At 70.3% G+C, this 23,890-nt stretch carries 23 protein-coding genes, 1 tRNA gene and 1 other RNA gene; 13 read left to right on the forward strand and 12 right to left on the reverse strand.

The features are described from left to right. The first annotated feature begins 50 nt into the window (after nucleotides 1-50). From ASF21_RS00440 to ASF21_RS00470, 7 genes are all read left to right on the forward strand, one after another. Nucleotides 51-920, forward strand: a complete 870-nt coding sequence (locus tag ASF21_RS00440; protein ID WP_235498538.1) for a DUF6707 family protein — start codon at nucleotides 51-53, stop codon at nucleotides 918-920. A 49-nt stretch (nucleotides 921-969) separates the two neighbouring features. Continuing rightward, nucleotides 970-2,235 carry a tRNA guanosine(34) transglycosylase Tgt gene (tgt, locus tag ASF21_RS00445; RefSeq protein ID WP_055765309.1) on the forward strand — a complete coding sequence of 422 codons (1,266 nt, stop codon included), beginning with the start codon at nucleotides 970-972 and terminating at the stop codon, nucleotides 2,233-2,235. A 112-nt stretch (nucleotides 2,236-2,347) separates the two neighbouring features. After that, the gene (locus tag ASF21_RS00450) at nucleotides 2,348-3,013 is read left to right on the forward strand and encodes a TetR/AcrR family transcriptional regulator (protein WP_055765311.1); all 666 of its coding nucleotides are present in this window, start codon (nucleotides 2,348-2,350) and stop codon (nucleotides 3,011-3,013) included. Continuing rightward, nucleotides 3,010-3,513 (forward strand): hypothetical protein, encoded by a 504-nt coding sequence (locus ASF21_RS00455; RefSeq protein ID WP_055765314.1) that lies wholly within the window; start codon nucleotides 3,010-3,012, stop codon nucleotides 3,511-3,513. Before ASF21_RS00450 ends, ASF21_RS00455 begins: the two co-directional genes overlap by 4 nt. Then, nucleotides 3,510-4,460, forward strand: coding sequence for a TIGR01777 family oxidoreductase (locus ASF21_RS00460; RefSeq protein WP_055765317.1), 951 nt, complete (start codon nucleotides 3,510-3,512; stop codon nucleotides 4,458-4,460). Before ASF21_RS00455 ends, ASF21_RS00460 begins: the two co-directional genes overlap by 4 nt. A 4-nt stretch (nucleotides 4,461-4,464) precedes the next feature. Beyond that, nucleotides 4,465-5,286, forward strand: coding sequence for a hydroxymethylpyrimidine/phosphomethylpyrimidine kinase (locus ASF21_RS00465; RefSeq protein ID WP_055765321.1), 822 nt, complete (start codon nucleotides 4,465-4,467; stop codon nucleotides 5,284-5,286). 30 nt (nucleotides 5,287-5,316) lie between these two features. Then, nucleotides 5,317-5,808: a DUF6328 family protein gene (locus tag ASF21_RS00470; RefSeq protein WP_055765324.1), complete on the forward strand. Its 492-nt coding sequence runs from the start codon at nucleotides 5,317-5,319 to the stop codon at nucleotides 5,806-5,808. Between the two features lie 12 nt (nucleotides 5,809-5,820). Here ASF21_RS00470 and ASF21_RS00475 read toward each other — a convergent pair whose 3' ends face one another. From ASF21_RS00475 to ASF21_RS00510, 8 genes are all read right to left on the reverse strand, one after another. Then, nucleotides 5,821-6,498 carry a LytR C-terminal domain-containing protein gene (locus ASF21_RS00475; protein ID WP_055765327.1) on the reverse strand — a complete coding sequence of 226 codons (678 nt, stop codon included), beginning with the start codon at nucleotides 6,496-6,498 and terminating at the stop codon, nucleotides 5,821-5,823. After that, nucleotides 6,491-6,790 (reverse strand): type II toxin-antitoxin system VapB family antitoxin, encoded by a 300-nt coding sequence (locus tag ASF21_RS00480; protein ID WP_055765330.1) that lies wholly within the window; start codon nucleotides 6,788-6,790, stop codon nucleotides 6,491-6,493. Before ASF21_RS00480 ends, ASF21_RS00475 begins: the two co-directional genes overlap by 8 nt. A gap of 99 nt (nucleotides 6,791-6,889) precedes the next feature. Continuing rightward, nucleotides 6,890-7,273, reverse strand: a complete 384-nt coding sequence (rbsD, locus tag ASF21_RS00485) for a D-ribose pyranase (protein WP_055765333.1) — start codon at nucleotides 7,271-7,273, stop codon at nucleotides 6,890-6,892. After that, complete coding sequence (locus ASF21_RS00490) at nucleotides 7,270-8,223, reverse strand: ribokinase (RefSeq protein ID WP_055765336.1); 954 nt, start codon at nucleotides 8,221-8,223, stop codon at nucleotides 7,270-7,272. The genes rbsD and ASF21_RS00490 overlap by 4 nt, the downstream gene beginning before the upstream one ends. Continuing rightward, nucleotides 8,224-9,168, reverse strand: coding sequence for a substrate-binding domain-containing protein (locus ASF21_RS00495; RefSeq protein WP_055765338.1), 945 nt, complete (start codon nucleotides 9,166-9,168; stop codon nucleotides 8,224-8,226). 56 nt (nucleotides 9,169-9,224) lie between these two features. Further along, nucleotides 9,225-10,205, reverse strand: a complete 981-nt coding sequence (locus ASF21_RS00500; RefSeq protein WP_055765340.1) for an ABC transporter permease — start codon at nucleotides 10,203-10,205, stop codon at nucleotides 9,225-9,227. Beyond that, a complete protein-coding gene (locus ASF21_RS00505) occupies nucleotides 10,202-11,731 on the reverse strand; it encodes a sugar ABC transporter ATP-binding protein (RefSeq protein ID WP_055765343.1) in 1,530 nt (509 codons plus the stop codon). The genes ASF21_RS00500 and ASF21_RS00505 overlap by 4 nt, the downstream gene beginning before the upstream one ends. Continuing rightward, nucleotides 11,728-12,732: a LacI family DNA-binding transcriptional regulator gene (locus ASF21_RS00510; RefSeq protein WP_235498539.1), complete on the reverse strand. Its 1,005-nt coding sequence runs from the start codon at nucleotides 12,730-12,732 to the stop codon at nucleotides 11,728-11,730. Before ASF21_RS00510 ends, ASF21_RS00505 begins: the two co-directional genes overlap by 4 nt. Nucleotides 12,733-12,865: 133 nt before the next feature. Here ASF21_RS00510 and ASF21_RS00515 point away from each other — a divergent pair, with 133 nt between their 5' ends. Further along, nucleotides 12,866-13,786: a hypothetical protein gene (locus ASF21_RS00515; protein WP_055765348.1), complete on the forward strand. Its 921-nt coding sequence runs from the start codon at nucleotides 12,866-12,868 to the stop codon at nucleotides 13,784-13,786. A 61-nt stretch (nucleotides 13,787-13,847) separates the two neighbouring features. Here ASF21_RS00515 and ASF21_RS00520 read toward each other — a convergent pair whose 3' ends face one another. Further along, nucleotides 13,848-14,351, reverse strand: a complete 504-nt coding sequence (locus tag ASF21_RS00520; RefSeq protein ID WP_055765351.1) for a glutathione peroxidase — start codon at nucleotides 14,349-14,351, stop codon at nucleotides 13,848-13,850. Nucleotides 14,352-14,504: 153 nt separating this feature from the next. Here ASF21_RS00520 and ASF21_RS00525 point away from each other — a divergent pair, with 153 nt between their 5' ends. Beyond that, entirely contained in the window at nucleotides 14,505-15,413 is a 909-nt protein-coding gene (locus tag ASF21_RS00525; RefSeq protein ID WP_055765353.1) for an oxygenase MpaB family protein, read from the forward strand. Between the two features lie 48 nt (nucleotides 15,414-15,461). Here ASF21_RS00525 and ASF21_RS00530 read toward each other — a convergent pair. After that, nucleotides 15,462-15,546, reverse strand: a tRNA-Ser gene (locus ASF21_RS00530). Nucleotides 15,547-15,658: 112 nt separating this feature from the next. Here ASF21_RS00530 and ffs point away from each other — a divergent pair. The 4 genes from ffs (at nucleotide 15,659) to recR (ending at nucleotide 21,705) form a co-directional block, all read left to right on the forward strand. Next, an RNA gene (gene ffs / locus ASF21_RS16230) (signal recognition particle sRNA small type) lies at nucleotides 15,659-15,754 on the forward strand. 31 nt (nucleotides 15,755-15,785) lie between these two features. Continuing rightward, complete coding sequence (gluQRS, locus tag ASF21_RS00535) at nucleotides 15,786-16,739, forward strand: tRNA glutamyl-Q(34) synthetase GluQRS (RefSeq protein WP_055765356.1); 954 nt, start codon at nucleotides 15,786-15,788, stop codon at nucleotides 16,737-16,739. Next, on the forward strand, nucleotides 16,736-20,860 hold the full coding sequence (locus ASF21_RS17195; RefSeq protein ID WP_055765359.1) for a DNA polymerase III subunit gamma and tau: 4,125 nt from the start codon (nucleotides 16,736-16,738) through the stop codon (nucleotides 20,858-20,860). The genes gluQRS and ASF21_RS17195 overlap by 4 nt, the downstream gene beginning before the upstream one ends. Before the next feature lie 248 nt (nucleotides 20,861-21,108). Next, complete coding sequence (recR, locus tag ASF21_RS00545) at nucleotides 21,109-21,705, forward strand: recombination mediator RecR (protein WP_055765363.1); 597 nt, start codon at nucleotides 21,109-21,111, stop codon at nucleotides 21,703-21,705. 16 nt (nucleotides 21,706-21,721) lie between these two features. Here recR and ASF21_RS00550 read toward each other — a convergent pair whose 3' ends face one another. Further along, nucleotides 21,722-22,855: an ABC transporter permease gene (locus ASF21_RS00550; protein ID WP_055765365.1), complete on the reverse strand. Its 1,134-nt coding sequence runs from the start codon at nucleotides 22,853-22,855 to the stop codon at nucleotides 21,722-21,724. Then, nucleotides 22,852-23,784, reverse strand: coding sequence for an ABC transporter ATP-binding protein (locus ASF21_RS00555; RefSeq protein ID WP_055765368.1), 933 nt, complete (start codon nucleotides 23,782-23,784; stop codon nucleotides 22,852-22,854). The genes ASF21_RS00550 and ASF21_RS00555 overlap by 4 nt, the downstream gene beginning before the upstream one ends. Nucleotides 23,785-23,890: the final 106 nt, after the last annotated feature.

Raw genomic sequence — 23,890 nt, forward strand, 5'->3', positions numbered from 1 at the left:
GGGGAGCAGAGGATGGTCCGGGGCTATTGGCAGAGGTTGGCAGGACGCACATGATGGTGAACAGGATGGACAGGACCGGGTTGCGCGCGGTTCCGGCGGAAGTCGTGGTGGCGGGTGACGTCCTCGCACTGCCCGACGGCGACGCGACGGCGGAGGTGACGGGAATCGCCGTCGTGAACGACGATTTCGGCGTACCCGCCCTCGTGGTCGCGACGCTGGCCGACGGTCGGCAGGTCAGGATCGCCACCGGCTCCATGGCCTACCTCGTACCCGTCGACTCCGAGCTCGGCGTCTCCGCCGTCGCCGCGGACCACGGCTCTCCCGAGGAACTCGTGGCGCAGATCGCGCAGGCGCACCCGGACAGCGACACCCTGCAGGGTGTCGCCGCGAGGCTGGCCCGCGGCATCAACCTGAAGTCCGGCAGCAACCTGCAGGACCTGCACCAGTTCGCGCTCACCCTCCTCGTGGACGAGGGGGACACGGCGTCCGCCCTCTCCGTCGCGGACCTCCTCGCCGGACTGCCGTTCGACGGCAACTTCGGCCGGTGGAAGTGGATCGAGGGCGGCCTGGCGATCGCCGCGTACCTCACGCGCCACGACGACGCCCGCTCCGCCCGGTACTCCGCCGCCCTTCGCGCGGCCGACGACGCCGAGACGGACCCGCTCCGTGCCAAGACCGCCGCCATGTACCGGCAGCGGCAGCTCAACGAGCCCAACGTCTACGATCCGGAGATCCTCCGCGCGTCGGCCGCGGGCCGGACCGACGTCGAGCGGGACTGGCGGGTCCTGCGCATCGGCGTGCTGCTGTACCTGCGGGCACACGGCGGATCGGAGACGCTGAGCCGGGACGTCCTGGAACGGCGTATCGCCGCCGAGCTCGCAGCCGTCACCGCCCTGGACGGCCGGCTGACCGGCAGGTAGGCGGCCCCGCATCACGTCCGGGCGTTCGTCGTCGGGCTGGCAAAATGGGATGGTGCATCCACAGTCCCAGCAGTCCTCGTTCTCCTTCGCCGTCCACCACCGGATCGAGGAGACCACACCGGGAGCGGGCGGACCGGGACCGCGGCACGGACGCACCGGGACCATCACCACGCCGCACGGCGAGATCCGCACACCGGCCTTCATCCCCGTGGGCACCAAGGCCTCGGTCAAGGCAGTCCTGCCCGGAGCCATGGCCGAGCTCGGCGCCCAGGCACTCCTCGCCAACGCCTACCACCTCTACCTGCAGCCCGGGGCGGACATCCTCGACGAGGCCGGCGGGCTCGGTGCCTTCATGAACTGGCCCGGCCCCACGTTCACCGACTCGGGTGGGTTCCAGGTCATGAGCCTCGGTTCCGGGTTCAAGAAGGTCATCACCATGGATGTGCCGGTGGACGCCGAGGCGGCGGGGGCGGACGACCGCGTGGCCGTCGGCAAGGAGCGTCTCGCCCACATCGACGACGACGGCGTCTGGTTCAAGTCCCACCTCAACGGCGACCGGCACCGCTTCACGCCGGAGATCTCCATGCAGGTGCAGCACCGGCTGGGCGCGGACATCGTGTTCGCCTTCGACGAGCTGACCACCCTCATGAACTCGCGCGGCTACCAGGAGGAATCGCTCGAACGCACCCGCCTGTGGGCCGAGCGGTGCATCGTCGAGCACCAGCGGCTCACCGCGGAGCGCAGCCATCGTCCGTACCAGGCACTGTTCGGCGTCATCCAGGGGGCCCAGTACGAGGACCTGCGGCGGAAGGCCTCGGCGGATCTCGGGGCCATGGACTTCGACGGCTACGGCATCGGCGGCGCCCTGGAGAAGGAGAACCTCGGGACCATTCTCGGGTGGTGCAGCGACGAGCTCCCCGAGGACAGGCCGCGCCACCTGCTCGGCATCTCCGAACCGGACGACCTCTTCACCGGGATCGAGAACGGGGCGGACACCTTCGACTGCGTCTCCCCCACCCGGGTGGCCCGCAACTCGGCGTTCTACACGCCGGACGGCCGGTGGAACCTCTCCAACGCCCGGTTCAAGCGGGACTTCACGCCGCTGGTCGAGGGCTGCGACTGCTACACCTGCACGCACTACACGCGCGCCTACATCCACCACCTGTTTAAGGCGAAGGAGATGGTCTCGGCGACGCTGATCTCCATCCACAACGAGCGCTTCGTGGTGCGGATGGTCGACGACGCCCGCGCGGCCCTCGAGGAGGGCACGTTCTACGACCTGAAGGCAGAGGTGCTCGGCCGCTACTACGCCTGATCGCCGGGCGCCGGAGGCGGACCCTTCGTCGGGAGACCGGGCCTAGGCCATCCATTGAACGTGTTCAAAAAGGGCGTACCCTTCGAATTGAACAGGTTCAAGAAGGAGTCCGATGCCGACGTCGACGGCCAAGAGCGAAGCCACCAGGGAGCTGCTGGTGTCCACCGCACTGCGGCTGTTCCGCGAGATCGGCTACGAGAAGACGACCATGCGAGCCATCGCCACTGCCGCGAGCGTCTCCACGGGCAGCGCCTACTACTACTTCGCCTCCAAGGACGACCTCGTGCACGAGCTGTACCGCAGCCTGCAGGAAGAGCACCGCACCCGCGCACTGCCGCTCCTGCGTGAGGGCCAGAATCTCGGCGAACTCCTGAAGATCGTGCTGAACACGGGGATCGACGTCATGGGCTCGTACCACGACTTCGGCTCGAACTTCATCGGCATCGTCATCAAGCCCTCCGCGACCACGAGCCCGTTCGGCAGCGAATCGGCCGTGGCCCGGGCCCGCGCCATCTCCCTCTTCCGGCAGGCAGTGCTGATGTCCCGTCCGCAGCCACCGCTGGCCATCCGGGACGACCTCCCCGAACTGCTCTGGTACGCCTCCATGGGGGTCACGCTCTTCTGGGTGTACGACTCCTCGCCGGGCCAGGCCCGGACCCGCCGCCTCATCGACCAGGCCGCACCGCTCATGTCGAAGCTGGTGATCCTGTCCCGGCTGCCCGTGGTCCGCAAGATCGTCGAGGACATCGTCCAGCTCATCCGCGGGACACGGCAGTGATCCCGCCACGTGGCCCCGGCGAACCGGACGACGGCACGGGCCGTGGCAGCGCGGCGGACGACGACGAAGGCACCCTGGCGGACGCCTTCGCCCTGGCCGACGACGGACGGACGCCCTCCCGGCACCACGTGACCTTCGGGGTCGGCGCCGTGGTGGTCGGTTTCCTGGTCGGCGTGGTCACCCTCGCCCTGGTCTTCGCGCTGCGGTGGGGTTCCGGCGGCCTCGGCATCTTCGTGATCGCCCTCTGGTACGGCCTCGGCATCGGGTTGGTGACCGGCCTGCCCCTCGGCGTCGTCGTCGGATACCTCCTGCGGCCGGTTCGCAACCAGTGGATCCATGTCGGCGTCTTCTTCGCCGTCTTCGCGGTGGCCGCCTTCGTGGTCGCCGCCCTGCTGTCCCCGTCGACGGCCCTCGGGGACGGTCTCCCCACGGCGCTCGTCATCGGAGGTGCGGGCGCCCTGGCCCGCGCCAGTGTCTGGAGGCTGGTCCGCACGCGATGACCATCGTCCCGAACACCGTGCAGACGGCCGTCATCGCCGGTGCGTCCGGCTTCATCGGGACGCACCTCGTCCGGCGCTTCACCGAGGCCGGGGTGGAGGTGCGCACCATCGGCCGCAGCGGGTCCGCCGTCTGGGGGGACACAGCGGCCCTCGCGAGCGCACTCGACGGAGCCGATGCCCTCGTCAACCTCGCCGGCCGGAGCGTCGACTGCCGCTACGGCAAGCGGAACGCGGACGCGATCTTCTCCTCCCGGGTCGACACCACCGAGGAGCTCGGGCGTGCCCTCGCCCTGTGCAGGGAGAGTGGTGGAACGCCGCCGCGGGTGTGGATAAACTCCAGCACCGGCACCATCTACCGGCATGCCATGGACCGGCCGCAGACCGAGGACGACGGCGACCTCGGCACCGGATTCTCCGTCGCGGTGGCACGGGCGTGGGAGCAGGCCCTCGCCGACGCCGCCACGCCCGGCGTGCGGAAGGTCGCCCTGCGCATCGCGATCGTCCTGGGCCCCGGCAGCGTCATGACTCCGCTCTCCACGCTGGCGCGGACAGGTCTGGGCGGCCGGATGGGGCCGGGCACGCAGAAGTTCAGCTGGATCCACCTCGACGACCTGTACCGCGCCGTCGTCCTCATCGCTGCGACCCCGGCCCTCGAGGGTCCCGTCAACCTCGCAGCCCCCGGTGTGGTGACCAATGCCGAGCTGATGGCCGCCGTCCGCGAGCGCCTCCACGTCCCGGCCGGTCTGCCGACGCCGGCCTGGCTCCTCGAACTCGGCGGCGTGATCACCCGCACCGAGGCCGAGCTGGTCCTCAAGAGCCGGTGGGTCTCCCCGGGCAAACTCCTCGACGCCGGGTTCACGTTCGACCACCCCACCCTGGGCCCGGCGCTCCAGGAGATCCTCACCCCCGGCGGGGTGGAAGCGCCCGCACCGGTTCGGGCACACTAGGGGCATGCCCGATACCCAGACCCGCCCTGCCCCCGCCATCACCCTGACGATCGCCGGGTCCGAGGCGACCGGTGGCGCCGGTGCGCAGGCCGACCTCAAGACCTTCCAGGAGCTCGGTGTGTACGGCATCGTGGCGCTGACCTGCATCGTCTCCTTCGACCCGAAGAGGGACTGGCAGCACCGCTTCGTCCCCGTGGACCAGCAGGTCATCGCGGACCAGCTCGAGGCCATCCAGTCCTGCTACCCGCTCAGGACCGTGAAGCTCGGCATGCTCGGCACACCTGCCACCATCGACACCGTCGCCACCGCGCTCGGGAGCCAGGAGTGGGACCACGTGGTCCTCGACCCCGTGCTGATCTGCAAGGGCCAGGAGCCCGGCGCCGCGCTGGACACGGATCAGGCCCTGAAGGCGAACATCCTACCGCTGGCCACCTTCGTCACGCCGAACCACTTCGAGGCCGAATCACTCTCGGGCATCTCCATCGACGATCTCGAGGACCTGAAGGAGGCCGCGCGGATCATCCACCGGCAGAGCGGCGCGGTGGTCCTCGCCAAGGGCGGCGTGCGCATCGAGGGCCCCGACGCCGTCGACGTCTACTTCGACGGCGAGACCCTTGAGGTGCTGTCCGAGCCCAAGGTCGGCGAGGTCGCCGTCAGTGGCGCGGGCTGCACGCTCGCCGCCGCCATCGCTGCGGAGCTCTCCAAGGGCGCGGCTCCGCTCGACGCCGCGCGGACGGCGAAGGCCTTCGTCACGGAGGGCATCCGCAACCGGGTGGCGTCCAACGCACCGTTCGACGCCGTCTGGCAGGGCGGCGCGCGGGCCTGACGGACCCGCCGCGCGGAGGATGCGCCCCGGATGAGGAGCCCGGAGGAGGACGACGGCCGGGGCGAGAGCAGCAACCAGCGCCTGGACCGCAACTGGCAGGAGATGCTGCAGGAGCTGCGCGTGATGCAGACCGGCATCCAGATCCTGACGGGCTTCCTCCTGACGCTGCCCTTCCAGAGCCGCTTCACCGAACTCGATGACGTCCAGGTCACCGTGTATCTCTGCCTGGTCTGCCTGTCCGCCCTGATCACGGCACTCGTGCTGACCTCGGTCAACCTGCACCGCGTCCTCTTCGGCCTCCGTGTGAAGGCGACGCTCGTCCGCCACACCGCGGCCCTCATCCGGACGACCATCGCCCTCGTGGGGCTGGTGCTCGCCGGTACGGCGTGGCTGGTCTTCGACCTGGTGGTGAACCGTGCGGCGGGGCTGACCGTCGGCGCGTCCGTGCTCGCCGTCGTGCTGGTCCTCTGGGTCGTGTACCCCCTCGGTGTCCGGCGCGCAGCCCTGCGACGGCGGGCCTGACGCCCACGCCTGCTAGGGAGCGGCGGGAGTCGGGGCGGGCGTCTCGTCCCCACCGGCGCACCTGAGCGCCGCGGGGGTGATGTCGACGCCCTCCGGGGGCACGATGCCCGTATAGGAGGACCCGACGATCACGTCCACCGTCCGGTCCTCGCGATCGTCGGCCACATAGAGCGAATCGGGGATCGTCCGCTGCACGGTGAACGCGTTGGCTCGTCCGCCCTCGCCCGAGACGATGATCGCCGTCATCCCGGTGGATCCGACCTGCCTGTTGCCGATGTCCCGCACCGCGAAGGCGCGCCCGCGCAGCTGGTCGGCCGCCGTCGTCGCCAGGCCGTCGATCGTGGTGCTGTTGAAGACGTTGACGGTGATCGCGCTCGGGTCCTGGTAGTCGAACGGCCCGGCCGGGCAGGTGGACGTCGGTTCGGGGGAGGCCTCGGCCGCACCGACGCTGATGTCACCCCGGGCGATCCCGAGCGCCACGTACACGGCGGCGGCGAGCAAGCCGATCAGGACGACCAGCACCACTCCGTGGCGGATGCGCCGCATCGAGGCACGACGTCGACGGGCGGCGTCGTCCTCCTGGAACACCGCGCCGAGATCCGTCTCCGTGACGATCCTGTGCCCGTGCCACTCGGTGGGATCCCGCTTCGCCTGCGCCCGCTGACGGCGCGGCGAGTCCTCCTCAGTCATTGAGGACGAGGACCCTCGCGTGCAGGATGGTCCGCTGGTGCAGCGCGGTCCGCACGGCGCGGTGCAGGCCGTCCTCCAGGTACATGGTCTCGTTCCACTGCACCACATGGGGGAACAGGTCGCCGAAGAAGGTCGAGTCCTCGGCCAGCAGCGCCTCGAGGTCGAGCGTCGTCTTGGTGGTCACGAGTTCGTCGAGCCGGACCTGCCGCGGGGGCACCTCGGCCCAGTCCTTGGGGGTCACGTGTCCGTGGTCGGGGTACGGCCGGCCGTCACTGACTGCTTTGAAGATCACTGCTACAGCCTAGGTAATTGCGCGGGGCAATGGAACGCGGTCGCCCGGAAGCAGGCATCTCGTGGCCCAAAGGTTACCCCCGGGCACGGAACGCACACGTCAGAAGTCGACACCGCACTGCAGGACGACGTTGGCGTAGGGAGTGGCCTCTCCGGTCCGGATGATGAGCCGCGCCTCGGACAGGAGTGCCTTCAGGTCCTCGTGGGAGATCCGTGTGGGCTGCAGGCCCCTGTCCTCGAGCCAGGCGTCCACGGCCGACCCCCGGGCCTCCGCGGCGGCCGTACTGCCCTCCACCACGATCTCGGCGAGCACCGCGTCCAGCACCTGGGTGAAGGACGGGATTCCGCGCACCAGCGCCAGGTCCAGGACGGACGCCGAATCCGGCAGCGGGAGTCCGCAGTCGGCGATGACCACGAGGTGGCCGTGGCCGAGCGTCGCCAGAGCCCGGCTGAGGGGTGCGTTGATGATGCCTGACTTCTTCACGGACTCGATTCCTGCTGGGGACCCGCGATGCGCGGGTGCTGTGGTTCGGGCAGCTCGTCATCGAGCGTGGGGTAGGAGGGCTGGGCTCCCGGGTGCTGGACGGCGTAGGAGCCGACGCGGACGGCGAAGTGCACGGCATCGTCGAGGGTGCTCCCGGCGGCGAGCCGGGCCGCGAGCGCGCCCACGAAGGCGTCCCCCGCACCCGTGGTGTCCACCGCGGAGACCGTGGGCGCCGGGACCGGACGCACGGCGGCACCGTCGGACAGCAGCGCTCCCGCGCCGCCGAGCGTCATCACCACGGAGGCGAAGCCGCAGGCGAGGAGCGCCTCGACCACGGAGCCGTGGCCGCCCGTCGCGGCTCCGCCGAGCTGCTCGAGGACCAGGGCTCCCTCGTGCTCATTGACCACGAGCGGATCTGCCCGGAGCAGGACGTCGCGCTCGATCCCGATGACGGGCGCCAGGTTGACGACGACGCGCCCGGTAGCGGCCCGCACAGCGGCCTCGATGGATGCTGCCGGCAGTTCGCCCTGGACGATGACGACGGCAGCGCCGCGGATCGCCTCCGCGGACGCCGCAACGAGGTCCGCCGTGACCTGCTTGTTGGCACCGGGCAGCACCACGATGGTGTTCTCCCCGTCGTCGGACACCTCGACGACGGCGACGCCGGTCCCGCCGTCGAGCCTGCTGACCGCGCCGAGGTCGACGCCCGCGGCCGACAGTGCGGACAACGCGACGTCCGCGTAGGCGTCCGATCCCACGGCACCGATCATCGCGACGTCCGCGCCCAGCAGCGCGGCCGCCACCGCCTGGTTGGCGCCCTTGCCGCCGGGCAGCACCGTCATCGAGCGCCCGAGCACGGTCTCACCAGGGTGCGGGTGCCGTGCGAGGGTGACCACGAGGTCCGCGTTGATGGACCCGACGACGACGATGCCCGGCGACAGTGTGCTCATCTAGGCGAAGTCCGCGACATTCTCGGTGGTGACGGTCGTGACGGGGACCGGGATGGCTTCCTCGACGGCCTCCTCATCGAGCAGCTGCACGAGGACCTCGACGGAGCGCTTGCCCAGCTCGGCGGGCTGCTGCGCGATCGTCGCGGTGAGCGTGCCGGCCTCGATGGCGGCCAGGCCGTCGGCCGTGCCGTCGAACCCGACGACCTTCACGTCCTCGCCGGCCCGGGCGCCGAGGGCCTGGATGGCACCGAGGGCCATCTCGTCGTTCTCGGCGAAGAGACCGGTGACCCCCGGATTCGCCTGCAGGAGATTGGTGGCCACGTTGAGGGCCTCGGCACGATCGAAGTTGGCGGTCTGCTGGGCGACGATCTCGATGCCGGGGTAGGCCTCCATGCCTTCGGCGAAGCCGGCTCCCCGGTCGCGGCTGGCGGAGGTCCCGGCGACACCCTGGAGGACGATCACCGTGCCCTGCTCCCCCATCGCCTTCGCGAGCTCGTCCGCGGCCTGCTTGCCGCCGGCCACGTTGTCGCTGGAGACGAGGGACTGGACCTCGGCGCCGTTGACAGCGCGGTCCACGGCGACGATCGGCGTGCTGTTCGACACGAGGGGGGCCACCGACGCTGCTGCGGCGTCGGAGTCCACGGGATTGATGATCACGCCGTCGGTGCCGCTGGTCGCCGCGGTGGCGAGCTGGTTGGTCTGGGTGGCGGAATCGTTCTGGGCGTCGACCACTTCGAGGTCGACGCCTGCTGCGTCCGCCGCTTCCTGGGCGCCGTCACGCAGTTCGACGAAGAACGGGTTGTTCAGCGTGGAGACGGAGAGCGTGACGCTCCGGTTGTCCGCGGCGGCGTCGTCACCGCCGCGATTGCACGCCGTGGTGCCGAGGAGCAGGGCGAGCGACATGGTGACGGCCGCGGCCTTGAGGGGTGTGGAGGAGTTCATCATCGGATCCTTCTGGAGTGGGGGTGGTGTTTCGGACGGGACGGTGCTGCGGGGTGGGGCTAGTGGCCGGTCTTCCGGCGGAGGGAGTCGATGCCGACGGCGAGGGCGATGACCACGCCGATCACCACCTGCTGCCAGAAGGAGGACACGTTGAGCAGGTTCAGGCCGTTGCGGATGACCACGAGCACCAGCGCGCCGATCAGGGTGCCGCTGATCCGGCCGATGCCCCCGGCGAGGGAGGCTCCGCCGATGACCACGGCGGCGATGGCGTCGAGCTCGTAGCCCGCCGCGGCCTGGGGCTGTGCGGAGTCCAGGCGACCGGAGAGCAGCAGCCCCGCGAGGGCTGCGAACAGGCCGGACAGCGCGAAGACCGTGACGAGGACCCGGCGCACGGGGATGCCCGAGAGGCGGGCTGCCTCCGTGTTGCCGCCGACCGCATACATGTAGCGGCCGATCACGGTGTAGTTGAGGATCAGGGCGGCCACGATCCCGGCGATCACGAGGATCACGATCGGCATGGGGACGGGACCCACGTTGCCGCCGAGGAAGGACACGGCGGGCGCCGTCGCGATGGGCCTGCCGTCGGAGAGCACGAGCGTGAGTCCGCGGGCCACACTGAGCATCGCGAGGGTCGCGATGAAGGAGGGCAGCCTGCCGAAGGCGACCGCGAATCCGCTGACGGCGCCGGCGAGCGTCCCGACGAGGAGTCCGCCGATCAGTGCCAGCCATCCCGGCAGGGCCGCGGTGCTGAACATGTAGGCGGACCCCATGGCGCTGAGCGCGGCGACGGAGCCCACCGAGAGGTCGATCCCGCCGGCCACGATCACGAAGGTCAGACCGAAGGCGAGGACGGCGATGACCGACGCCTGGATCCCGATGTTCAGGAGGTTCGGCCCGGTCAGGAAGTCCGGAGTCGCGATGAAGAGCGCGAGCCCGAGGACCACGAGACCCACGAGAGCGCCGTTCTCCGCGACGAACGTCCTGACCCGGGTGGCGCCCGTACCGGGCTTCCGTACGGCTGGTCGGCTTGCGATGCTCATGCCTCGTCCTTCATCTGCTGGTCTTCGAGGTCCCTCTGCACGTCACGGACGGCGAGGGACATGACGGCGTCCTGGGTTGCGGTGGTGGCGTCGAGTTCGCCCGAGATGTGGCCGCCGCTCATCACGAGGATGCGGTCCGCCATCCCGAGGACCTCGGGGAGTTCGCTGGAGACCATCACGACGGCGCCTCCGGCAGCCGTGATGGCATTGATCAACTCGTAGATCTCGACCTTGGCCCCGACATCGACGCCGCGTGTCGGTTCGTCCAGCAGCAGGACCGAGGATTCGGCGAGGATCCACCGCGCGAAGACGGCTTTCTGCTGGTTGCCTCCGGACAGGCTGCCCACGGGCTGATCGAGATCACGCATCCGGATGCGCAGGGTGTCCGCCACGCCCTGCGCACGGGCGCGCTGGCCGGCGAAGTCGACGACTCCCGCCTTCGCCGTCGAGGCCAGGGTCGCGTAGCCGATGTTGTCGTTGACGCTCGCTCCCAGCACGAGGCCCTGCACCTTCCGGTCCTCGGGAACGTGGCCCACGCCGGCGCGGATGGCTGCCCCGACGTCGAGCCTCGGCAGCTCCCTGCCGCGGACGGCGACGGAACCCGTGAGGTAGGGATCGACGCCCGCGATGGCCCGCACCACTTCGGTGCGTCCCGCCCCGACGAGCCCGGCGAGGGCCACGACCTCCCCGGCGTGCACCTCGAAGGAGACGTCGTTGACCATTCCCTTCGTGGAGAGGTTCCGGACCGACAGGAGTGTCTCGGGGGCGCCGTCGAACTCACGGCGGCGCGGGAACTGCTGCGCGATGTCGCGGCCCACCATCAGGCGGACGAGCTCGTCCTCGTCGGTGGTCGCGGGAACCTCGGCGATGAAGGTACCGTCCCGGAGGACGGACACGGAATCCCCGATCGCGGCGATCTCGTCGAGGTGGTGGGAGATGAAGACCATGCCGACGCCGCGGGCCCGGAGGTCGTCGACGACGCCGAACAGGGCTGCGATCTCGCGCTTGGTCAGTGCCGCCGTGGGTTCGTCGAGGATGAGCATGCGGGCATCCATGCTCAGCGCCTTCGCGATCTCGACGAGCTGCTGCCGGGCGATGCCGAGTTCACCGACGTGCTGGTCCACATCGAGGTCCAGGCCGATCAGGGCGAGGGCCGCGCGGGCGTTCTCCTTCATCCTCCGCCGATCCACGAGCCCGAAGCGCTTCGGCAGCCGTCCCAGCGAGATGTTCTCGGCGATGCTCATGGAGCCCACGAGGTTGAGTTCCTGGTGGATGGTGGCGATGCCGAGTGCCTCGGAGGCCTTCGTGTCCGGCAGGGTAACGTCGCGGCCGTCGACGAGGATCCGACCGCCGTCGGGCTGGTACACCCCCGCCATCATCTTGATGAGCGTCGACTTCCCGGCGCCGTTCTCCCCCAGGAGTACCTGGACCCTGCCGGGGTGGACGTCCACGGAGACGCCGTCGATGACGGTGACCGATCCGAAGGACTTCGTCACGCGCTCGAGGGACAGGATGGGCGTGCTCATGCGGAGGGTCCTTTCGGGGAATCCATGGTGGAACCGCGGACGATCAGCCGGCTCGGCAGGACCCGGGACTCCGCCGCTTCGCCGGCGATCACGGCCACGAGCATCTCGACCGCACCCCGTCCCATCGCATCGACGTCGTGCGCGATCACGGTGAGGGCCGGGTTCAGCAGCGTGAAGGCCTCGATGTCGTCGTAGCCCACGAAGGCCAGGTCCGCGCCGATGGCGACTCCGCGCTCGTTGCAGACGCCGATGGCCCCGATGGACATGAGGCTGTCGGCCGCGAGGACGGCCGTCGGCGGGTCGGCCAGGTCGAGCAGCGCATGCGCTCCGGCAGCGCCGCTCGCCGCCTGGAAGTCGCCGACGTGGACCAGGCCGCCGTCGTCGTCCGCGGCGGTTCCGCTGATCGCTTCCTGGTACGCCCGCAGCCGCTCGCGGCCCGTGGACGTGCTCTGTGGCCCGGCGATGTAGCCGATGCGCCGGTGTCCCAGCCCGAGCAGGTGTTCCACGGCCTCATGGATGCCGGTCCGGTTGTCGGGGCTGATGCTCGGCACGTCGGCGCCGTCGATCACCCGGTCCACGAAGACCGTGGGCAGCCCGCTGCCTAGGATACCGGCGAGGCTCGCCCTGTCACCCTGGGGAGCAGCGATCAGCCCGTCCACGCGCTGCGAGAGCATGACGTCGAAGTAGCGGTCCTGCTGCTCCACACTCTCGTTCGCGTTGCCGAACAGCGTGAGGTAGCCGAAGTCGCGTGCACGCTGCTCGACGGCATGGGCGAGGTCGGCGAAGAAGGGATTGCGGATGTCGGGCAGGAGGAGCCCGAGGGTCTGGGTCGTCGTCCTGCGGAGCGACCTCGCCTGCGCATTGGGGCGGAACCCGAGGTCGGCGACGGCCTGCTCGACGGCGGTCCGTGCCGCGGGGGACGTACTGGGATGACCGGACAGGACGCGGGACGCCGTCGCGGTGGAGACGCCCGCCCTCCCGGCGACATCCTTGATCGTCACTGACCGCACGCTGCTCCCTACGCCGTTGTGGAATCGATTCCATGGAATCGATTCCACAAGTATGGTGCAGATCACATCGGCTGTCAAACAGCCGCGGATGGAAGGGCGGCCCGGGCGGGAACATAATGGGGACATGCCTACGGATGCCCCACTCGACCTCCTGCCCGACGCCCCCGCACTGCCCAGCGCAGCTTCGGGGCAGCCCACGGTGGGACTCCTGCTCGATGTCGACGGGCCCGTCGCCAGTCCGGTGACGCGCACCGTCCCGGCAGGCATCATCGCGGATCTGCTCACCCTCGCCGCCGCGGGCTGGCCCGTCGTCTTCAACACCGGCCGCTCGGACGCCTTCATCCGGGAGCAGGTGATGGCGCCCATGATGGCGGCCGGCATCCCGGTCGGCGTCACCTTCCACGCCGTCTGCGAGAAGGGTGCCACCTGGTTCTCGTTCACGGCCGACGGCGCCGGGGAGGTCTTCGTGGACCGCGACCTCGCCCTGCCGGTGAGTTTCGCCGACGACGTGCGCGATCTCGTGGAGGAGAAGTACGCCGACCTCATGTTCTTCGACGAGACCAAGCTCGCCATGGTCTCGGTGGAGCAGCTGCTCACCGCGACCAACGCGGACTACCTGGTGGGGCAGCAGGGGTTCGACGACGACGCGATGGACATCCTGCACAGCCACGACATGGGTGCGTCCCGCCTCGACCGCGAGGAACCGGACAGCAACGGCCACATCGACTACCGCGTGGACCCGACCATCATCTCGACCGACATCGAATCGGTGCGGACGGGCAAGGACGTGGGTGCCGAGCGGGCCCTCACGCTCGTCGCACCCTTCATGGACCCTCCGCGCGCCTGGCGGACCGTGGGCGACTCCCGGACCGACTACGCCATGGCCGACTACCTGCACGAGCAGGGGTTCGACGTCGCACACGTGGACGTCCGGCCCGCGGACGGCGTCCCGGCGAAGCCCTACGAGGTCATCACCGAAGGTGCCCTCATCCACGAGGAGGCGGGCGCCGCCTTCCTCGCCCGGTGCGTGGCCTCGCTCGGCTAGGATCCCTGGGCGCCGGCGCCCTCCGGCCGGTACACGAGGGTTGCTGCCGGGGGCGTCCGGCTCAGGCCGCCTGGGCTTCCAGCACCTTCTCGATGGCGGCGACGACCTCGGGGGCGTCCGGCTCCACCGTGGGGGCGAAGCGTGCGACGATCTCGCCGTCGCGGTTGACGAGGAACTTCTCGAAGTTCCACTTCACGAGGCCCGGCAAGACACCGTTCTTGAAGGTCGTCAGCTGCTTGTAGAGAGGGTGCTGGTCCTTCCCGCGGACATCGCCCTTGGCCATCAGCGGGAACGTCACGCCGAACGTGGTGGAGCAGAACTCGGCGATCTCGCCGTCGTTCAGGGGTTCCTGCCCCATGAACTGGTTGCAGGGCATGCCGAGGACCACGAGGCCCTGCTCGGAGTACCTGCTGTACAGCGCCTCCAGCCCCGCGTACTGGGGCGTGAAACCACACTTGGACGCGACGTTGACCACCAGGACGGGCCGGCCGCGGAAGTCGCCGAACGACCTCGGCGTGCCGTCGTTCATGGTGAGATCGATCCCGTACAGGTCCGTCGAGGACATGGCTGCTCCCTGGTAGGTGGTGTGCTCCTGCTTCGTTCCACCCTGCCATGCGGATGGGCACCACCGCGGTCCCCGGAGCAAACCGGGGCGGGAGGACGTTGGACAGCTGACGGCCCGCAGGGCCGCGGAAGCACCGACAGGACGGATCGCCGCATGGGAATCATCGCCACGTGGAAGACGCAGCTCCGCACCACCTTCACCGACGGCGATCCCACCATCCCGCAGTGGCAGTTCGAGTTCGAGAAGGGCGACGATCCCGGCTACTTCCCGGTCGGATCCGCGGTGTGGACCGTCCACAGCTCCATCACCCCGACCGTCGCGGGCATCCGCGCCCTCCTGCTCCAGGCTCTGCATCCCGGCGCGATGGCGGGCGTGCACGCGCACTCCAGCTTCCGCGAGGAGCCGCTCGGGCGCCTGGCCAACACCATCCGCTGGATCTACACCGTCACCTACGGCTCGAGGGTCGCCGCGCAGGAGGGCTCCGCCTTCGTGCAGCGGCTCCACACGAGGGTGCACGGCACCTACGTCGACAGCCACGGGACCGAGAAGGCCTACTCGGCAGCGGATCCGGACCTCATCCGGTGGGTGCACCTGGCCTTCACCGACGCCTTCGTGGCGGCGCACCGGGCGTACGGCGGGCCCATCCCCGGCGGTGTCGACGAGTACGTCCGCGAGTGGGCGGCCGCGGGCGAGCTGATGGGCCTCGAGGACCCGCCGCGGTCCGAGGCGGAACTCCGGGCCCAGCTGGCAGCCTTCGACGACGAGCTGACCGGGAGCGACCAGGTGCAGGAGGCGCTCGCGTACATCCGGCACCCGCCCCTGCCACGGTCCCAGCGCCTCGGCTACCAGATCCTCCTGGCGGGCGCGGTGTCGACGCTCGAGCCGCGGCACCGCGAGATGCTCGGGCTGCGCGTCCCGTCGCTCGGGCCCCTCCCGCTGCCCATCCGTCCGGCGGTGCGGCTCGTCCTCGGCGTCATCCGGCTGGGGCTCGGGCCCGAGGGTCCCGCGGAAGCGGCGGCGAAGACCCGTATCCGCAGGATCGGCGGCGGCTCGCCCGCATAGACAGCAGGACCCCGGCGCGGATGCCGGGGTCCTGCTGATTGCTATGAGCGGAGGATGGGGGATTTGAACCCCCGAGGGCGTGAACCCAACACGCGTTCCAGGCGTGCGCCATAGGCCGCTAGGCGAATCCTCCTCGTTCGGAGCAGATACCAGAATACCCATACAAGCGGATCCTGCCGAATCGCGCCCCGTTCCGGGCCCAGCCGTCGATTCGGGAGCGGCGCTGTCAGCTGTGTAGACTATTTCCCGGCCCCTCATGTGGTGTCATCCTGTGAACTCCCCCAGGACCGGAAGGTAGCAAGGGTAAGCGGGCTCTGGCAGGTGCATGGGGGGTCTTCACTTTTAAGCGAGTCCAGCCGAGGAGGGTGCACGGTGGCAGACACGGGCGCCGGCCGCTTCGCGCCCAGCCCCTCCGGCCGGCTGCACGTCGGCAATCTCCGGACCGCCGTCGTCGCCTGGTTGTTCGCCCGGTCCACCGGGCGCCGTTTCCTCCTCCGGGTCGAGGACCTTGACCGCGTCCGGGCAGGTGCCGAGGCGGATCAGCTGGCGGAACTCGCCGCTCTGGGGATCACCTCCGACTCCGCCGTCCTCCGACAGAGCGACCGCACCGATCTCTACTCCGGGGCCCTCCGCACACTGATCGAGCGGGACCTCGCCTACGAGTGCTTCTGCACGCGCCGCGATGTCGCCGAAGCGGCCAGCGCACCGCATGCGCGTCCGGGCTTCTACCCCGGCACGTGCCGTGACCTCACCGCGGAGGACCGGGCACGACGGCGCCGCGAGCGCCCGCCGGCGCTCCGGTTGAGATCCGCGGTGGACGCCTGGACCGTCGACGACGTCCTCGCCGGGAGTGTGACAGCGCCGGTCGACGACGTCGTGCTGCGGCGGAACGACGGGGTGATCGCCTACAACCTCGCCGTCGTCGTCGACGACGCCGCGCAGGGCGTCGACCAGGTGGTGCGCGGGGACGACCTGCTCACGTCCGCGCCGCGCCAGGCCTACCTCGCCTCCCTGCTCGGCCTGCCCGCCCCGGCATACGCGCACGTCCCCCTGGCGGTCACGGCCGAGGGGCGCCGCCTCGCCAAACGGGATGGAGACGTGACACTGGAGGACCTCGCCGTTCAGGGGCGGACGCCCGGTGCGGTCCTCGCGCTCCTGCTGTCCTCCCTCGGGCTTCCGGAGGGATCGCTCCAGGCCGCGCTCGGGGCGTTCGACCCGGCGCGCCTCCCGCGGCAGCCGTGGGTCGTGGACCCCTCGGACCTGTTCTCCACCCCCGCCGGCCCGGCATGCAAACCGTCAGCATCAACCGATAAGGTTCTTCCGTGAGTACAGCCCTCTACCGTCGCTACCGTCCGGAGACCTTTGCGGACGTCATCGGTCAGGAGCATGTCACCGACCCCCTGATGGCGGCGATCGACAAGGACCGCATCAACCACGCCTATCTGTTCTCCGGGCCGCGCGGCTGCGGCAAGACCACCTCCGCGCGCATCCTCGCCCGATGCCTGAACTGCGCGCAGGGGCCCACCTCCACGCCCTGCGGCGTCTGCGACAGTTGCGTGGAACTCGCCCGCAACGGTTCCGGGAGCCTCGACGTCATCGAGATCGACGCCGCCAGCCACGGTGGCGTGGACGACGCCCGGGACCTCCGTGAGCGCGCCACGTTCGCGCCCGTCCGCGACCGCTTCAAGATCTTCATCATCGACGAGGCCCACATGGTCACGTCCGCCGGGTTCAACGCCCTCCTGAAGATCGTGGAGGAGCCACCGGAGCACATCCTCTTCATCTTCGCGACCACCGAACCGGACAAGGTCATCGGCACCATCCGCTCGCGGACGCACCACTACCCCTTCCGGCTCGTTCCGCCTGAGCCCCTCATGGGGTACCTCGAACTGCTGTGCCGGCAGGAGAACGTGCCGGTGGCGCCGGGCGTCCTGTCGCTCGTCATCCGAGCGGGCGGCGGCTCCGTCCGCGATTCGCTCTCCGTGCTCGACCAGCTCATGGCAGGCGCCGGCGAAGCAGGCCTCGACTACGAGCTCGCGGTCTCCCTCCTCGGGTACACGCACGCCACCCTGCTCGACGACGTCGTCGAGTCGATCGCGGCAGGAGACGCCGGGACGGTGTTCGACGCCGTGGACCGCGTCATCCAGACCGGTCACGATCCGCGGCGTTTCGTCGAGGACCTGCTCGAGCGCTTCAGGGACCTGATCGTCATCAATGCGGTACCCGAGGGTGCCTCCTCGATCCTCCGGGGTGTCCCGGACGACCAGCTGAACCGCATGCGGACGCAGGCGACGCAGCTCGGCGGCGGGGAGCTGTCCCGCTCGGCTGACATCACCAACACGGCGCTGACCGAGATGACCGGCGCCACCTCGCCACGACTGCACCTCGAACTCCTGTGCGCGCGGCTCCTGCTGCCCGCCGCCGACACATCGGTCCGGGGGACCCTCGCCCGCGTGGACCGCATCGAGCGGCGCCTCGAGTACGCCGGCGGCGCCCCGGCCACGGCGTCACCCACTGCATCGCCCGAGGCGTCACCCGAGACGGAATCCGATGCAGCGCCCGCGCGCCCGGCGCGGCCGCGGCTGGACGTCCCACGCAACGCCGAAGAAGCGGCGGCGCGCTGGTCGCTTCCCGCAGCCGATCCCGCCGCTCCGGCCATCCCCGCAGCAGTACGGTCGGCCGATTCCCCCGCCGTGCCGGCCGTCCCTGCAGCCGCGCGCGCCGATCGTGCCGGGCAGGGCTCCGCGCCGGCGGACTCGTCACCCGACTGGGGTGGCGCTTGGGGCGTCTCCACCGATTCGGCCTTCAACGACGGTCCGGCGGACCGGAGGAAGCCCGGCGATGGTGCGGCTCCGGTTTCATCCGGTGCCGGGACCGATCCAGGTGCCGCCGGTGCCGGTGCCGGATCTGGCGCCGCCGGTGCCGGTCCCACGTCAGGCGGCACGGGTTCTGCTCCAGCTGCAACCGCAGCCGCAGCCGAGGAACCGTCCGGGCCTATCGCAGCCGGTCCCGCCGCATCCGGCCCTACCCCTTCCCGCCCCGCTTCGTCCGTCGCACCGAGCGACGCACACCCCGGCACCTCGTCATCCGATCACGGCGCCCAGGGTGCCGCGGAGGACAGGCAGTCGACGCAACCTGCGGTGTCCCGCGGTGACGCCCAGGGACGCCGTCCCGAGGAGGACGACCGTGGTCCAGCCACCCGTCCAGCGGACGTCCACGGTTCTGGTCCGGAAGCCCGGCCGACCCCCACTGCAGAGCCGGGTGCATCTGCAGATGTGCAGGGCGCTCCGCCAACGGCCCGCGGTGGCGGGAATGTGGAGATGGTGCGGCGAGCTTGGCCGGAGATCATGGACGAGGTGGCCAAGATCAAGCGGGCCACCTGGCTGATCGTGAACGTGTCCGCGAAACCGCGCTCCTTCGAGGGCAACCAACTGGTCCTCGCTTTCGCCAACCAGGGAACGGCCATCGGGTTCCAGCGCGGTCAGCACATGGACAACGTGAAGCAGGCCATCCACAAGGTCCTCGGATTGACCTGTTCCATCGAAGCGGTCCATGACGCCGACGGGGCGGGTGAGTCGGGCCCAAAAGTACCGGCTAGCCAGAACGGTCCGGGGAGCCCGGACCCGGGCTCCACCGTGCCCACTCCTGGGCCTGCAGAGCGGCCCATGAGCGCCGGCGCAGCTGCTGCAGCCGGCCCTCCTGCACCGCCCGCCGAGAGCCCCTCGTCCGGCGCCGCCGGATCCCGCCCTGGTGGAACGCCGGGCGTCGGTGCACCCGCTGCTCCAGGCCCTGCTGCTCGCACCGCACCGGGCCCCGCTGCACCCTCGTCCGACAGCGCCTCCTCGCCCGCTGCTGCCGCACCCGGCCCCGTCGCACCCTCGTCCGACAGCGCCTCCTCGCCCGCTGCTGCCGCATCCGGCCCCGTCGCACCCTCGTCCGACAGCGCCTCCTCGCCCGCTGCTGCCGCATCCCGGCGCGGTGGGACGCCGGGCGTCGGTGCACCTGCTGCACCTGCTGACCCCGGCCCGGCTGGGTCTTCGGCCGATAGTGACCCCATGCCAGCTGGGACGGCATCCCCGAGGGATGACGCAGACGCCCCAGGAGCCGTCGCATCCCCACCCTCGGTCACGTCGCCCGGGACGGGTGCGGAGGCTCCACGACGTGGTCCTGCCAGCACCGGCCCGTCGCGCGATGCCGCACCTGCCTCATCGGGCACGCCAGCGTCCCGCAACGCCGCAGCCGGCACAGGAGCTCTCACCGATCACCAGGGTCGACCTGCCGCGCAGCGCCTGAAGGGCACGACCGGACCGGGCACCCGTGACGAGACTCGGCAGGAGGCGGTCGGCGCCTGGGATCCGTCCATGTCCGACGATTCCTGGGCTCTGGTGGAACCACCGGAGGAAGCCTTCGACCCCGGCCCCGGCTGGGGATCCGTCCCCGCGGATCCCTACGACCGTCGATCGCCGTCGCCCGGCGTCGACCAGGCCTCCCGCCCGGACCGTGGCGGCGGACAGCGGGGCGGACGTGCAGCGCAGGCGAGTGGCAGCCATCCGCCCGAGCGGTCCGGCTCACACGCCGCCGCCGGAGGAGTGGGCCAGCGGTCAGGTGGTCCTGTCCGCCCGGGCCCCCGCACCTCAGGACACTCCGGCAGTGCCGATCCAACGGCCCAGGCCCCGCGCGCACCGGGCTCCGCTCCGTCGGGACAAGCCGATCAGCACAGCCTCCCGCCCGCCGGCGGATCACCTCGGCAGGCGCCCGCCCCGGCGGGGCGAGCCGATCAGCAGGCATCCGAGCGGACCGCCTCACGCAGTGTCGTGTGGAGCCCTCCCGCCCCTACGCCGGACCGATCGCCCGACCGATCGCCCGACCGATCGCCGGACGGCGACGCAAGGACCGTCGACCGGGCCGATCCCGGGGACGGACTGTCGCCGCAGGCGCAGCCTGCCCAGCGCCCACCCGAGGCCGGTGGACCGGACGCATCGCCTCAGGCCGATGGACCGCGGGCATCACCTGCCGGCGCACGTCCCCCCGGCCCCGTCATTCCGAGCTTCATCCGCAGGGACGCTCCTGCGGTGGACAGCAGTTCCGGTTCCGCGCCCGCCACCCAGGGCCCACCCGCACCGGCACCGATGGCAGGAGGATCCGCTGCCGTCGTCGCGCCCGGCGACGCAGCGGAGAGGATCGGTTCACCGTCCGACCGACCGGCCGATCCCGGCAACGCGCTGCGCAAGCCGGTCAGCCGCTACCAGAAACTGCTCGATGAGGCCGAGCGGAAACGGGCTGAGGAAGCAGCCGCTGTGCGCAGTACGGTCGACCTCCGCTTCGTCGAGGACGAGCCGAGCGCCGATGACGAGACGATCGAGGAGTCCGGCCTCGTGGGCAGGACCGCCATCGAGCGGATCCTCAACGGGCGGCTCGTCGAGGAGCGGAGCCTCGACGGTCAGTAGGCTGCCCGCTCCCGCCAGGACGGCGTCGCCCGCTGCCGGGTGGAGTCGATGGGGGCGCGCGATTCTGGACGCCGGGCGCCCCGACAGGGCGGACAATGGAAGCAGTGCCGAGACCTCGTGTGGCGGCCGGCCTGGACGGCGGCGCACGGACACCGCGGCGCCGACGCCGACCATCCCATCACCGGAGGCAGCCGCCGTCGACCGGCGCCCGCACGACCACCACCGAAGCAGTGCAGAGAGGGAACAGCGTGTACGAAGGAGCAGTGCAGGAGCTGATCGACGAGCTCGGACGCCTGCCCGGGGTGGGGCCGAAGTCCGCCCAACGCCTCGCGTTCCACATCCTCGAGGCGGACAGTGACGACATGAAACGGCTCGTCACGGCCATCACGACCGTCAAGGAACGGGTGAAGTTCTGCATCGTCTGCGGCAACGTGGCGGAGCAGGACAAGTGCGCCATCTGCCGCGACCCGCGCCGAGATCCGACCATGATCTGCGTGGTCGAGGAGTCCAAGGACGTCATCGCCGTCGAGCGGACCCGGTCCTTCCGGGGCCGGTACCACGTCCTCGGAGGTGCCATCAATCCGATCGCCGGTGTCGGTCCGGACCAGCTGCGCATCCGGGAACTGCTCGCGCGCCTCTCGGACGATCAGATCCAGGAGATCATCATCGCCACGGACCCGAACCTCGAAGGTGAGGCGACGGCGACCTACCTGGTGCGCATGCTCAAGACCATCGGCATCCCGGTGACCAGGCTCGCCTCGGGCCTGCCGGTCGGCGGGGACCTCGAGTACGCGGACGAGGTCACCCTCGGCCGCGCCTTCGAGGGCCGCCGCGTCATGTCCTGAGCCCCGCACACCTGCGTCAGGCGATGCGCGTCCCCTGCGTCAGCCGTCTGGCCGGCATGGTCAGTCTCCGCCGGCCGATCAGGAGGAGTCCGCCCGCCAGCAGGAGCTGGATCCCCAGCCCGAGCGGCCAGATCGGCACCCCCTGCGGGAGTGGCTGCATGCCGCCCATCGACTCCTCGCACGTCACCTCGAGGTCCGGGCCCGCCTGGGCAGAGCGGACTCCCTGGCTGATGGTCTCCATGACGCCGGGTGTGTAGAACGGGCCGGTGGAGTACCCCATCGGCTGACCGCCGGTACTGCCGGGTTCGGGCAGGGTGTACGGGACGGCGTCGGCGACCACCACGAACGGATTGGCCGCGAGGATCCAGGTGATGTACTGCGTGTCCGGCAGGTCGGTGGTGTACGTCTGGGCCACGCATTCCATTTCGGCGTCCGGAGCGGGAACTCCGAGGCCGTCGATGCTGCTCTCCGGATAGGTGTAGTACGAGGACCGCACCGTCCGCTCCTCCATCACCAGCAGGGTGCTCAGCCCGAAGACGATCACCGTGCCGACGGCGAGCAGCGCCACCAGCATGTAGGTGCTCACGATGGAGAAGAGCGGACGGGTAGCGAGTGAGGAGACGCCCACACCGATGGCGCAGGCCACCCCGAGCTCGACGGCGAGCATCACCAGCGAGACCAGGGCCTCCGGCAGGTTGACGCCCCCGAGGGCCAGTGCCCAGAAGATGAACGGGCAGCTGAGGACGAGGAACGCGAGGGACCCCACCCAGGACGCGAGCCACTTGCCGGCCAGGAGCTGCCCCGGGGTGATGAGGGTGACCTGCAGGATGGCGAGCGTACCGCCCGCGCGGTCCCCATTGACGGCGTTCGCGGACAGACCGGGGGCCACGAGCAGGCCGAACAGCAGCACGAATCCGACGATCAGGTCGAACAGGATGCCGCCCTGGTTGTCCATGGTGCCGATCACCCCCGTTCCGAGGACGAAGATGAAGCCGATCACCACGAACCAGATACCGAGCATCCAGTACCAGCCCTTGCCGCGGAGCCGCTGCTTCATCTCCAGGACGAAGATGGTGCGGACGGCGGACCGGAAGGGGAGGGCCACCGTGCGGACGGGCTGCGGGCTCGAGGGTTCAGTCACGGTGCTCATCGTCGATCCGTATCCAGACTCATGTAGGTCTCCTCGAGCGCGCCGCCGGCGGGCGCGAAAGCGGTGACGATGACGTCGCTCATCACCAGGGTGCGCAGCAGCCAGGACGCTTCCGCGGTGCTGCCGAGTTGGACGAGGAACTCCTCGCGCCGCGAGTCACCGCGCGTCTCGAACCGCACGCCGTAACTCTGCAATGCCTCGGCGAGGGCGGACATGGGCTCGGCCTGGACGTAGTAGCGGCGCGTCTGGCTGCCGGCTTCGTCGAGCGTCTGGCTCTTCACCGACTGTCCGCGGCTCACGAACACCGCCCGGTCGGCGATCTCGTCGAGTTCCGAGAGGACATGGCTGGAGACGACGACGGTCTTGCCGTCGGCGGCCAGGGAGCGCAGGAGCGACCGGAGTTCCACCCTGGACCCGGGATCCAGGCCCGAGGCCGGCTCGTCGAGCAGCAGCACCGCCGGGTCGTGGATGAGCGCCCGCGCAAGGCTGAGCCGTTGCTGCTGACCGCGGGACAGGACGCGGGCGGGCTGCCGACCGAACTCGGTGAGGTTCACGGAGACCAGGAGTTCCTCCGCCCGCCGGGCAGAGTCGGCCGCGCTCATCCCGTAGAGCGCCCCGAGCGTCTTCAGCACCTCGAGCGAGGTGAGCGAATCCCAGACGCCGAGGGTGTCCGGCATCCAGCCGACGCGGCTCCGCACCTCGGCCGGGTGGCTGACGGGATCGAATCCTGCCACCCGGACCGTGCCGAGATCGGGAGCCAGGAGGCTCGCGAGGATCAGCATCAGTGTGGTCTTGCCGGAACCGTTGGGACCGATCAGTGCGGTCACTTCTCCGGGCGGAGCTTCGAAATCGATGTCGCGGATCGCCTGCACGGTGCCGAAACGCCGCGCAACCCCCTCGACAACTATTCCCCCATAGTCGTTGGTCATGGTATGAGGGTATGCGACGGAACTCCGTCTGCACCGGTGCGGGTCCCTACTTATTCGGACCCAGACTTTGGGAGCGCAAAGAGGGCGCCGCTACACTTGCACCGGC

Source organism: Arthrobacter sp. Leaf234, assembly GCF_001422665.1.
Lineage (GTDB): Bacteria > Actinomycetota > Actinomycetes > Actinomycetales > Micrococcaceae > Arthrobacter_D.